Consider the following 12,060-nt stretch of genomic DNA (forward strand, 5'->3'; position numbering starts at 1 on the left):
CATGCTCAGCCGCGGGAGGGAGGGATGTCCCGGCTGATCCGCTCGACCGCGCTGGCGAGCTCGTCATGGGTGAGCAGATCCCGGCGCATGTGCTTGGTGCGGTAGCCGGAGCGGCCCACCACATGCGCGCTGACCGGCGCGGTGAGCAGCTGCAGGCCCCAGGCGAGCAGCACGATGGCGACCCATTCCCAGGACCGCCAGCTGATCGCCGCGGCCAGCAGCAGCGCAAGCAGCCCCAGCACCTGTGGCTTGGTCGCTGCGTGCATCCGCGAGTGCAGATCGGGCAGCCGGACCAGGCCGACGCCGGCGGCCAGGGACATCAGCCCGCCGATCACCAGCAGCACCGAGGCCACCGCATCGAGGATCAGGTCCGCGTCGAGAGACTCAAGCATCACGATCCTCCTGCTTCGATGGCTTCTGTGCGGGCGGGCGAGCAGGGGTGTCAGCACTCGGGGCTTCCTCCGCGTCGGCGCTGGCGTCGTCGTGGCGGCGCGGGGTGAACCCGGAGCGGGTCAGGGCGGAGAACCAGGAGGTGGACTCGTCCTCGCCCTCCTCCACCTCGATCCCGGGCATCCTGGGGGTGCTCACCGGGTCGTGCGGGGCCTCCGGCTCACTCTCCGCAGCGGCACCGGGGATGGCCGGGGCCAGCGGGGGCGCAGGGTATGGGTCCTGCTCGGAGGATTCGCTGGCCACCTCTTCGGGAGAGCGCACGACCACATAGCGTGCGATGGCCACCGCGCCGAGGAAGCCGATCACGGCCGTGATCACGACGAACATGATGAAGTCCTGGTGGTCGTTGACCACCATGTCCACGATCATCATCGAGGCCACGATGATGAGCATCACGTCGAGGCTGATCACCCGGTCCAGCACGGAGGGGCCCTTATAGATGCGGTAGACGCTGCCGATGGCGCCGATGGCGAGCAGCACCTGGGTGATGTGCACGGCGATGTCCAGCATCAGTGCTCCACCTCCTCGATCGTGGTCCGCTCAGGAGAATCGGCGCCGGCATCGATGTCGGTACGCTCGGGGGTGCGTCCCGCGGCACGTTCGGCGTCCCGCTCGGCCTCGCTGGGACCGTCGCCGCGGTGGATGAACGGGGCCTCCCGCTCGGTCTTGGAGAAGCCCGACATCCTGCCCAGGCGCTTCTCCGCCTTGACCACGGCCACGTCCGAGCGATTCCCGCAGGTCAGGATGAGCAGCGCCTCGGTCTTCAGCGCGTCCTGGCGGATCTTCTCGGCATCCTCATCGGAATTGATGTCGAGAGTGTGCAGGTAGAGCGTCGCCGTCGTGCGGTCGACGTCGAGGACCAGGGAGCCCGGCACCAGCGCAAGCGCATGCCCGGTCAGGGTGACGATCAGGTCGTCATGGCTGCGCAGCTGGATCGAGATGATCGAGTTCTTCACCCTCGGTCCGACGACGACGGCGATCCAGGAGACCTGGAACGAGGCGGCGACCATCTTCACCAGGAAGCGACCGGTGAAGACCAGTCCCCACCAGGGGTTCAGCCGTCCGCTGCCGCGCAGCGGCGGCAGGTAGAACACCCGCACGATGATCGTGGCATAGACCGCCCCGATGATGAACGTGCCGATCGTGAAGTCCTGCCAGATCGCCATCCAGAAGAAGCCGAGGAACGCGATCAGCGGCAGCTCCAGCTTCAGCGGAGTCTTGGGTCTCTTCATCACTGATCATCCCCGTCGGTGATCTCCGGGACGACGTCGGCCGCTTCGTCATCGGGCTGCAGGGAAGTCTCCACCGGAGCATGCTCGGCCGCGCCGCCGTCGTCGAGCTCATAGTCGATCAGGAAGGTGGCGGCGAACTCCTCGAGCTCGTCGCGCACACCCTCGGTCCGGTCGGGGCCGAAGACGGCCTCCAGGTAGGGGGTGCGCTCATACATATCCTGCGCGGCGGCCCGGGAGAAGTCCATCAGCGGGCCGGCGAAGACGCTGAACGCCAGCGACATCGCCACCAGCGCCGCGGTCGGGGCGACCATCGACATCGGCAGGTAGCGCTTGTTCGCCGCGCGGGAGTGCGCCAGCGTCTTGGACATCAGCTGGCGCTCGGGAGTCTCATCGGCGTCCTCAGGCTTGCGCCAGAAGCCGCGGGTCCAGATCCTGGCCACCGCCATCAGGGTGAGCAGGGAGGTCACCACCGAGGCGATCACCAGCGTCCAGGTGATCCAGGTGTTCTCCGCGATGCCGCCCTGCATCATGCCCAGCTTGCCGACGAATCCGGAGAACGGTGGAATCCCGGCGAGGTTCATCGCCGGGATGAAGAACAGCAGTCCCAGCACCGGGGAGATCTTCGCCAGCCCGCCCAGGCGCAGCACGTTGGAGGTCCCGGACCGGCGTTCGATCAGTCCGGTGACCAGGAACAGCGTGGTCTGGATGGTGATGTGGTGGGCCACGTAGTAGATGGTGGCGGCCATGCCGATGATCGAGCTCAGCGCGAGCCCGAAGACCAGATAGCCGATATGGCTGATCAAGGTGAAGGAGAGCATGCGCTTGATGTCCGCCTGCGCCAGCGCACCGAGGATTCCCACGATCATGGTCAGCGCCGCGACGATCATCAGCGCGGTGTTGATCCGCTCCCCCGGGAAGAGCAGCGTCTCGGTGCGGATCATCGCGTAGATGCCGACCTTGGTGAGCAGCCCGGCGAACACCGCGGTGACCGGGGCCGGCGCCGTGGGGTAGGAGTCGGGCAGCCAGAAGGCCAGCGGGAACACCGCGGCCTTGATCCCGAAGGCCACCAGCAGCATCACGTGCAGGGTCAGCTGGGTGCTGGGATCAAGGTCCGCCAGGCGCAGCGCGAGATCGGCCAGGTTCACCGTGCCGGTGGCGGCGTAGATCATCCCGATCGTGATCAGGAACAGCATCGAGGAGACGATCGAGACCACCACGTAGGTGACGCCCGCACGGATCCGGGATTCACCGCCGCCCAGGGTCAGCAGCACATAGGAGGCGGTCAGGAAGATCTCGAAGCCCACGTAGAGGTTGAACAGGTCACCGGCGAGGAACGCGTTGGATACGCCGGCCACCAGGATCAGGTAGGTGGGGTAGAAGATCGAGACCGGACCGGAGTCGTCCTTCTCCTCGGCGGCGCCCTGGCCCACCGCGTAGAGCAGCACGCACAGGGTGATGATCGAGGAGACCACCAGCATCAGCGCCGCGAACCGGTCGATCACCATCACGATGCCGAAGGGCGCCGGCCAGCCGGCCAGGTGGATGGCGTGGGCGCCGCCGTTCCAGACGTGGCTCAGCATCGTGACCTCGAGGATCACGGTGAGCACGAGCGCGCCGATGGTGATCGCCCGCTGGGCGGACTTGTTGCGGTAGAAGGCGAACGCGAAGCCCGCGCCGAAGAACGGGATCAGCACGGCCAGCGGGGTGAAGTTGAGGAACTCGGTGTTCATCAGCGCTGACCTCCTTCGGTCGGGTCTGGATCCTCAGCCGGATCGGTGTCAGGTTCCGCCGTCGGCTCGACGTCGGGATCTGCCGGGGCCTGCCGAGGCGGCCCGTCGGCGCGTCCGGCTCCGATGGTGACGTCGAGCTGGTCTGCGTGCATCGCTCCGGCCGCGGGCGCCTCATCTGCGGCATCCGTCCCAGCCACCTCATCCACCCCGCGGCGCGGGTTCAGCAGCTGGCGCCCCGAGGAGTCGGTGTCATCGGCGAACTCGGTGGTCTCGGTGGCCAGCTCAGCGTCTTCCTCGGTGTCATGGACGTTGGCGTAGGAGGCGATGCGGCGGTCTTCCTCGTCGTCGGCGAGCTCGTCCTGCCGGGCGAGCACCCAGGACCGGTAGATCAGCGCCAGCATGAAGCTGACCAGGGCGAAGGCGATCACGATGGCGGTGAGCAGCAGCGCCTGCGGCAGCGGGTCGAGGTACTCCTCGGCGGAGATGTCGGGATCATAGATCGGGGCGAGTCCGGCGCGGCCGGCGGTGTGCAGCAGCAGCAGGTTCACCCCGTTGGAGATCAGGATGATCCCGAGCAGCACCCGGGTCAGTGAGCGCTCCAGGAGCAGGTAGATGCCGATGGCGAAGAGCGCGCCCATGAGCACCAGCAGGGTCAGGTTGACGGTCATCGGGCCACCCCCGCAGAGGTCTCGCCGTGGATGCCGTGCGCGGTGGTGGTGGCGCGCTGGCCCTCACGTTCGCTGCGCACATCGATCTCCGAGCCGAGGCTGCGCAGGATGTCCACGATCAGGCCGATGACCACCAGGTAGACCCCGACGTCGAAGAGGATCGCCGAGACGAAGTGGTGCTCGCCGAAGATCGGGAGGGTGAGGTAGAAGTCGAAGGACTGGAAGGCCTGCCCGCCGGCGATCAGCGGGGTGATGCCCGTGAAGCAGGCGATGGCCAGGCCCCAGCCCATCATGGCGCCGGCGGAGAACGGGATCGCGGCTTCGAGCTCGTAGCGGCCGCCGGCCAGGTAGCGCAGCACGAAGGCGAGTCCCGCCAGCAGGCCGCCGGCGAAGCCGCCGCCTGGCAGGTTGTGTCCGGCCAGCAGCAGGTAGAGCGAGATCATGATGATGCCGTGGAACATCAGCCGGGTGATGACCTCGAAGACGATGCTGCGGTGCTCCGGCGCCACCGTGCGGCCGGCCACCAGCCAGGCCTCACGGGCCACGGTGGCGAAGGAGCGGGCGACCTTGATCTCGCGGACCTGGCGCGGGGAGAGCGCCTTGTCCGAGAGCACCCGTCCGACGGTGCCGCTGGGGACCTCATGGAGCTCCCGGCGCTGCACGTCACGGCGTTTCACGAAGATCAGCGAGGCGACGCCGGTGGCCGCGGCGGCGAGCACGGTGATCTCACCGAAGGTGTCCCAGACGCGGATGTCCACGAGTGTGACGTTGACGATGTTGGCGCCCTGACCGACCTCATAGGCCATCCAGGGGTATTCCACGGACACCGGATCGGCGGTGCGGGCGTTCATGGACATCGCGGCGACGGCCATCATGACCACGCCGAAGCCGATGCCCAGCGCCGCGCGGCCGAACTTGAACCGGGTGGGGGTCTGGGTCCAGATGCCCGCCGGCAGGCTTCGCAGCGCGAGCACGAAGACCACCAGCACGATGGACTCCACCAGCAGCAGGGTCAGCGCGAGGTCCGGGGCGCCCTGCAGCGCGAAGATCCCGGCGATCCCCCAGCCGCAGAGCGAGACCATCAGCACCGCCATGAAGCGCTTGGGAGCCCAGATGGCGCCGGAGGCTCCGCCGAGGATGATCAGCGCGAGGACCACCTGCAGCGGCTGCTCGGCGATGATGAAGTCGTCCACCATCCAGCGATCTGAGACCCCGGCGCCTCCGGGGCCGCCGAAGATCACCACGCTGAGCGGCACCAGCGTCGCCACGGCGAGGATGATGAACAGGTACCAGCCCAGCGCACCGCGCTGGGTGCGGGCGGTGACCCAGGAGGAGAGCATGTCGACCCCGCGCACCGTGGCTCGGTAGCCGCGCTCGGCGTCGAACACCGGAGGCACCTTCGTCTGGACGCGGCCGAAAGGCTCGCGGAGGCGGAAGAGCGCGTAGCCCAGCACCCAGGTCAGCGCGGAGAGTCCCAGCACCGGGGTCAGTCCGTGCCAGAGCGCGAGATAGGTCGGTTCGACCGCGGGGTCCACCGGCGCGAACAGGGTGGCCCAGGGTTCGACCAGCGCCTGCACCGGCTGCGGGAACAGCGCCAGGCCCACGGTCGCCGCGGCGAGGATCATCGGAGCTGCGAGGAAGACCCGCGGCACCGGGCCCTTGAAGACGATGGGCGCCGCCGCAGCGCCGGAGGCTTCGCGCTTGGTGGCGAAGGCTCCCCAGAGGAAACGGGCCGAGTAGGCAACGGTCAGCGCGGAGCCCAGCACGACGCCGACCAGCACCAGCCAGCCCCAGGTCAGCGCCGAGCCCCCGTCGGTGGCTTCGGCGTAGCTGAAGAACGACTCGAAGACGACCTCCTTGGCCACGAAGCCGAAGAGCGGCGGCAGGCCTGCCATGGAGGCGGTGGCGATCAGCGCGACGATGAACAATGGGCGCTGGGTCCGGGCCAGCCCGGAGAGCCTGCGCAGATCGCGGGTGCCGGACTGGTGGTCGATGATCCCGACCACCATGAACAGCGCCGCCTTGAACAACCCGTGGGCCAGCAGCATGGCGAGTCCGGCCAGCGCCGCGTCCTCGGTGCCCAGCCCGTTGATCATGATCAGGAAGCCCAGCTGGGAGACCGTGCCGTAGGCGAGCACCAGCTTGATGTCGGTCTGGCGCAGCGCCCGCCAGGCGCCGACCAGCATGGTGAGCAGCCCGAGCCCGAGCACCAGCGGCAGCCAGAAGGTGGTCTCGTGGAAGCCCGGGGCGAACCGGGCCACCAGGTAGACGCCGGCCTTGACCATCGCGGCGGCATGCAGATAGGCCGAGACCGGAGTCGGCGCCGCCATCGCTGCGGGGAGCCAGAAGTGGAACGGGACCAGCGCGGACTTCGAGAGCGCGCCGAGCAGGACCAGCGCCACCGCGATGTCCACCGCGGTCGCCGTCGCGGGGTCAGAGACCAGCTCCGGGGCGGCGGCGAGGATCTCGGAGAGCCGGTAGCTGCCGGTGAGCTGGCCCAGCCAGAGCAGACCCACCAGCATCGCCAGTCCGCCGAAGGTGGTCACCAGCAGCGCCTGGATCGCTGAGCGGCGGGCATAGATCCGGTGTGCCGAGAAGCCGATCAGCAGGAAGGACAGGATCGTGGTGAGCTCCCAGAACACGAAGAGCATGACCAGGTCATCGGCGAGCACCAGACCCAGCATCGAGGCGGCGAAGGCGAAGAGCTCCGCGGCGAAGGGGCCCGCCGCACGCTCGGAGGACGCGAAGTAGCGGGCGCAGTAGAGCATCACCAGGGCCCCGACGCCGAGGATCAGCACCGACATGGCCAGCGCCAGGGCGTCGATGCGGAACGCCAGCTCCACGCCGAACTGCGGGATCCACTCGATCACCTCGGCCGGAGGAGCGTTGGGCTCGCCGATGCCGGCGGCCTGATCGGCCTCGAGCACCGCGGGCACATAGCTCAGGATCGCGACCATGGCCACAGCCAGGACTGCGGCGAGGAAGAAGAAGGTGCGGCGGCCGAACCGGTGGTACAGGAAGGGGGTCAGGATGCTGAGCGCGAACAGCACAGCCAGCATCCCAATGATCATGTACCCCGCTCCTCTCCAGTCATCAGCCTCACACGCCTCACTGCGAGTTCCTGGATCCAGGTTCTGCGGTGGCAATCCTCTCAATGTTAACAAACCAGGGTTACTATGCCGCAATGACCAGCATCGAGCCCGTCGCGGCCTCCTCCCTCGCTCCGCTGAAGAAGCGGCTGATCGCGGTCTGGAGCCTGTGGAGCTGGGGCAATGCCACGGTGAGCGCGGTGATGGTGACCTTCGTCTTCGGCACCTACATCGCCGACGCGGTCGGGCCGGGCGGGCAGGGCACGCAGTATCTGACCACCGCGAACACCATCGCCGGGCTGGTCATCGCGCTCACCGCCCCGGTCATCGGGCAGCGGGCGGACAACGGCGGCCGACGACGACGCTGGCTCGCCGTCAACACCCTGATCGTCATCGCGCTGGTCGCGGCATGCTTCTTCGTGAAGCCCGACCAGGCCTACCTGGTCCTGGGCGTGACCCTCATGGCCACGATGACGCTCTTCGACGAGTTCGCGAACCTCAACTACAACTCCATGATCACCGACATCGCTGACTCGCCACGGATGGGCCGAGTCTCAGGCATCGGCTGGGGCTCGGGCTACCTCGGCGGGATCGTGATCCTCGCCATCGTGTACTTCGGTCTGGTCGCCGGCGAGCCGCCGCACCTGTTCGGACTGGGAGAGGATGAGATGGTCAACGTCCGGGCAGTGGCGCTGGTGGCTGCCGCCTGGTTCCTGATCTTCTCGCTGCCGCTGCTGCTGACGCCGCTCAAGACCGCCGACCAGGAGGTCATTCAGGAACGGGTCAGCATCCTGGAGTCCTACCGCAGGCTCGTCGGGCTGGTCATCGGACTCTGGCGTGAGGACCGGAACACCTTCTGGTTCCTGGTCTCCTCCGCGATCTATCGTGATGGGCTCTCCGCGGTGTTCACCTACGGTGCGATCCTCGGTGTCACGGTCTTCGGGTTCACCACCTCCGACATCCTGCTCTTCGGCATCGCCGGCAATGTGGCCGCGGCGCTGGGGGCGTTCATCGGCGGCTGGTTCGACGACCGGGTCGGTCCGCGCCGAGTGATCGCCACCTGTGTGACCGCGCTGATCATCACCGCCGCAATCCTGTACTTCCTCGACGTGGAGCGCAGCTTCGGCGGCTTCGTGGTCACCCCGACGGGCGCCTTCTGGGTCTTCGGGCTGATGCTCTGCGTGTTCGTGGGCCCGGCGCAGTCCTCTTCCCGGGCGTTCCTGGCCCGGCTGGCACCGCCGAGCCGGGCCGGTGAGCTCTTCGGGCTCTACGCGACGGCGGGGCGCAGCGTGTCCTTCCTGACTCCGGGGCTGATCGCGCTGCTGCTGTGGAGCGCGGGCGGCAGCGACAAGGCGATCATCATCGGCGTGGTGGTGATCCTGAGCATCGGGCTTCTCACCCTGACCCTGGTGCACAACCCCACCGGTCCGGCGAAGATGCGCGAGCATCGGGTGCTGAACCGCAGCTGAGGGCTGAGGCGGGGCGGAGTGGCCCCGAGCTGACCCGGCCTCGGGCTACCTGATGATCGTGCGGTGGAAGTTCGCGTGGCTGCGCGAGGCCGTGGGTCCGCGCTGGCCCTGATAGCGCGACTGATGCGCCCCGGTGCCGTAGCCGTGCTCGGCCGGAGAGCTCAGCCGGAAGAAGCAGAGCTGACCGATCTTCGACCCGGGCCACAGCTTGATCGGCAGCGTGGCCATGTTGGAGAGCTCCAGGGTGACCTGCCCGGAGAACCCGGGGTCGATGAACCCCGCGGTGGAGTGGGTCAGCAGTCCCAGCCGGCCCAGTGAGCTCTTGCCCTCCAGCCGGGCCGCGACGTCGTCGGGCAGGGTGACCGACTCATAGGTGGCGCCGAGCACGAACTCCCCGGGATGCAGGATGAAGGGCTCCTCGGGATCCACCTCCACCAGCCGGGTCAGATCCGGCTGGTCCGCCGCCGGATCGATGTGGGCGTATTTGTGGTTGTCGAAGAGCCGGAACATGCGCTCCAGGCGCACATCCACGCTTGAGGGTTGGATCATCGAGGTGTCCAGCGGGTCCAGCCTGATCCGCTCGGCGTCGATCTCGGCTCGGATGTCTCGGTCAGATAGCAGCACTCGCCCAAAGTACCTCAGCACAGCACTGCCGGAGACGAGCCGGGCCCGTTCGCATTGCATTCTGCGCGAGTCCGTGATCGCGTAGAGACATGACCGAGACTCCCAATACCCAGCCAGAGCAGACTCCCGCCACCGACGCAGCCGCCGAGCAGGTCGGCCCCGCCGCCACGCTCGAGCAGGTCCTGATCGAGGGCAAGGACGGCACCGCGCAGGCCGGCGAGATCATCCGGACCTTCCTGACCAGCAGCGTCTTCTTCCTCAGCCCCGAGGAGGTCAACGACGAGACCGGTTCGGTGAATCCGCTGACGCTGCAGGACAACGAGGGCAACCCGTTGATCGCGCTGTTCAGCACCAGCGGGAACATTCCCGATGACTACAAGGAGCACGCTCCGCATGCCGTGGAGGCCCCCGGGGTCGCCATCGTGCAGTCGATCACCGGCGCCGGCATCATGATCGACGCCGGCCAGGAGCATGGCTTCCAGATCTCCGCCGAGGGCGTGGAGCGGATCCGCACCGACTTCATCAGCCCTGCCGAGGACGCCGAAGCCCAGCAATGAGCTGACCTCCGCTGAGCGGCAGCGCTCGCACCGCCCCCGCCGGGGCTAGAGTGTTGAGCTGAATCTGCTGCAGGAGCCGGGAGGAGTGTCGTGGGCGCGGTCCTCTCCGGCTTCACCATCATCTGGCTGATCATCGCGGTCGGCTGGAGCATCGGCAGGTTCGGGGTGCTCGGCCCCGATGCGCGCGTGGTGATGAGCCGCCTCGCGTTCTTCGTGGCCTCCCCCTGCCTGCTCTTCGTCACCATCTCCGAATCCTCGCTGCGCGAGGTGCTCGGGCCGCAGTTCGCCATCGCGACCATCGGTGCGCTGATGACCCTGGTCGCGTTCATCCTGCTCGGTCGACTCCTGCTGCTCAAGGGCCGCGCCGGGTCTGATCTGATGATCGGCGGAATGAGCGGGTCGCTGGTCAACGGCGCCAACCTCGGCTTCCCGATCGCGGCCTATGTGCTCGGCGACGTCGCGCTCGCCGCGCCGATCATCATGTTCCAGCTGGCGATCTACACCCCGATCTACGTCACCGCACTGGACCTGCTGACCCGCGACGCGGGCACGACGCCGAAGGTCCGGCCCCGCCCCCGCATCGCGGTGCTGCGCAGCCTTGGGCAGTCGGCGGTGAACCCGATGATCATCGGCGCCGCTCTCGGCCTGCTCTTCTCCTGGCAGGGACTGAGCTTCCCCACCCCTGTGCAGGAGGCGATCGAGCTCCTCGCCGGCGCCTCGATCCCGCTGATGCTGCTGGCCTTCGGCCTCTCCCTGGTCGGCAGCCGGCCGCTGAGCAGGGCCTCCGCCCGGCGTCGTGACGTGTTCCTCGCCGCCGGCCTGAAGCTGATCCTGCACCCGGTGCTCGCCTGGCTGCTCGCGTCCTTCGTCTTCGGACTCGATGCGCATCAGGTGCTCGTCGCGGTGGTCATGGCAGCCCTGCCGACCGCGCAGAACGTGCTGGTCACTGCCGTGCGCTATCAGGCCGGGGAGGTCATCGCCCGCGACACGGTCCTGTTGACCACCATCGCGGCGATCCCCACCGTGGTGCTGGTCGCCGTGCTGCTGGGCTGATCAGCGCAGACCCGACCGATCACCGAACCGGCGACCGGGGCGGCCCCTGCGGGGCGGCAGCCGAGCGACGGGCGGAGCGTCAGGGCATTGCTACGCTGAACCCTATGTCGCAGGCCCCCCACTCCCCTCCGCCGCCCCCACCCGGGGCGCCCGGGCGCACCCGCTCCCGCCGCGGACTGCTGGTGGCGTGGGCGGCGGCGCTGGTCCTGGCGCTGGCGGCCGGCGGCGTCGCCATCTGGCAGGTCAGCGAGAGGATCTACACCCCGGGTCACACCGCGCAGGAGTACTGGGACTCGATCACCCGAGGCAGCGGATCCGAGGCGCTGGGATTCTTCGACCCCGCCGCGCTGGACGCGGCGGAGGGCGCCCCGATCGACAGCCTGCTGCTGGACGGAGACGCGCTTGCACGCAGCGCCGCAGGCATCGAGAACACCAGGTTCGAGGAAGACCCCGGGCAGCAGGGACGCGCGATGATGCAGTTCGACATCGAGGGTGAGAGCTTCGAGACCCAGCTGCCCATGGAATCCCAGCAGAACACGCTGGCCTTCTTCCCGGACTGGGAGCTCACGGCGGCGTCGATGAGCCAGCTGCAGATCGATGTGCCCGGCGCCGCGGCCGGCGGCATCGCGCAGATCACCGTGAACGGTGAGCCGGTGAACCTCGAAGACGACTCCGCGACGCTGCGGACCTATGTCCCGGCCGTGGTGGAGATCGCCGTGGACAGCGAATGGCTGGTCGGCGCCTCTCGCTACGTGGTGGTCCAGGACGCCGGGGAGGGGGACGACGACGGCCAGGCCCACCAGATCACGCTGGAGCTCCAGGCCTCCGAGGCCGCCCAGGACCTGCTCCAGGAAGAGGTCGAGGCCTATCTGGACGGCTGTGCCGATCAGCAGGTGCTGATGCCCGCCGGATGCCCCATGGGCATCAACACCCCCAACCAGGTGGTCACCGAGTCCATCAGCTGGCGGATGCCTGAGCCCGAGGGCCTCACGCTCGACTTCGCCGAGGAGGGCTGGGAGACCCCCGGCGCCGACATGTCGGCCACGGTCACCTTCGACTCGCGGCACTTCCACGATGGGGCGAGCCTTGAAGAGAGCCACCAGGTCGACTTCGCGCTCAGCATCGAGGTCGGTGCCAGCGGCGAGGAGCTGATCGTCGCGGTCTCCGGCTCCGATTGATCCGAACTGT

11 protein-coding genes are annotated in these 12,060 nt (G+C 68.2%); 4 read left to right on the plus strand and 7 right to left on the minus strand.

The genetic code is table 11. From position 1 onward, the window contains the following. Positions 1-5: 5 nt before the first annotated feature. The 6 genes from mnhG to LTI14_RS03440 are packed head-to-tail and all read right to left on the minus strand — an operon-like array spanning position 6 to position 7,151. Positions 6-392, minus strand: a complete 387-nt coding sequence (mnhG, locus tag LTI14_RS03415) for a monovalent cation/H(+) antiporter subunit G (protein WP_241463638.1) — start codon at positions 390-392, stop codon at positions 6-8. After that, the gene (locus tag LTI14_RS03420; protein WP_241475799.1) at positions 385-960 is read right to left on the minus strand and encodes a monovalent cation/H+ antiporter complex subunit F; all 576 of its coding nucleotides are present in this window, start codon (positions 958-960) and stop codon (positions 385-387) included. Before LTI14_RS03420 ends, mnhG begins: the two co-directional genes overlap by 8 nt. Continuing rightward, positions 960-1,682: a Na+/H+ antiporter subunit E gene (locus LTI14_RS03425; protein ID WP_241463636.1), complete on the minus strand. Its 723-nt coding sequence runs from the start codon at positions 1,680-1,682 to the stop codon at positions 960-962. Before LTI14_RS03425 ends, LTI14_RS03420 begins: the two co-directional genes overlap by 1 nt. Beyond that, the gene (locus tag LTI14_RS03430) at positions 1,682-3,412 is read right to left on the minus strand and encodes a Na+/H+ antiporter subunit D (RefSeq protein WP_241463635.1); all 1,731 of its coding nucleotides are present in this window, start codon (positions 3,410-3,412) and stop codon (positions 1,682-1,684) included. The genes LTI14_RS03425 and LTI14_RS03430 overlap by 1 nt, the downstream gene beginning before the upstream one ends. Next, entirely contained in the window at positions 3,412-4,080 is a 669-nt protein-coding gene (locus LTI14_RS03435; protein ID WP_241475800.1) for a Na(+)/H(+) antiporter subunit C, read from the minus strand. Before LTI14_RS03435 ends, LTI14_RS03430 begins: the two co-directional genes overlap by 1 nt. Continuing rightward, positions 4,077-7,151: a Na+/H+ antiporter subunit A gene (locus LTI14_RS03440; RefSeq protein ID WP_241475801.1), complete on the minus strand. Its 3,075-nt coding sequence runs from the start codon at positions 7,149-7,151 to the stop codon at positions 4,077-4,079. The genes LTI14_RS03435 and LTI14_RS03440 overlap by 4 nt, the downstream gene beginning before the upstream one ends. 113 nt (positions 7,152-7,264) lie before the next feature. Here LTI14_RS03440 and LTI14_RS03445 point away from each other — a divergent pair, with 113 nt between their 5' ends. Further along, a complete protein-coding gene (locus tag LTI14_RS03445) occupies positions 7,265-8,638 on the plus strand; it encodes an MFS transporter (protein ID WP_241463633.1) in 1,374 nt (457 codons plus the stop codon). Positions 8,639-8,683: 45 nt separating this feature from the next. Here LTI14_RS03445 and dcd read toward each other — a convergent pair whose 3' ends face one another. Next, positions 8,684-9,262 carry a dCTP deaminase gene (gene dcd / locus LTI14_RS03450; protein WP_241463632.1) on the minus strand — a complete coding sequence of 193 codons (579 nt, stop codon included), beginning with the start codon at positions 9,260-9,262 and terminating at the stop codon, positions 8,684-8,686. Positions 9,263-9,351: 89 nt separating this feature from the next. Between dcd and LTI14_RS03455 the strand changes: the two genes are divergently transcribed. From LTI14_RS03455 to LTI14_RS03465, 3 genes are all read left to right on the plus strand, one after another. Beyond that, on the plus strand, positions 9,352-9,819 hold the full coding sequence (locus LTI14_RS03455; RefSeq protein WP_241463631.1) for an SseB family protein: 468 nt from the start codon (positions 9,352-9,354) through the stop codon (positions 9,817-9,819). 90 nt (positions 9,820-9,909) lie between these two features. Then, positions 9,910-10,872 (plus strand): AEC family transporter, encoded by a 963-nt coding sequence (locus tag LTI14_RS03460; protein ID WP_241475802.1) that lies wholly within the window; start codon positions 9,910-9,912, stop codon positions 10,870-10,872. Positions 10,873-10,976: 104 nt separating this feature from the next. Next, on the plus strand, positions 10,977-12,050 hold the full coding sequence (locus tag LTI14_RS03465; protein ID WP_241475803.1) for a hypothetical protein: 1,074 nt from the start codon (positions 10,977-10,979) through the stop codon (positions 12,048-12,050). Positions 12,051-12,060: the final 10 nt, after the last annotated feature.

This window comes from Nesterenkonia sp. YGD6, from assembly GCF_022565895.1.
GTDB lineage: Bacteria > Actinomycetota > Actinomycetes > Actinomycetales > Micrococcaceae > Nesterenkonia.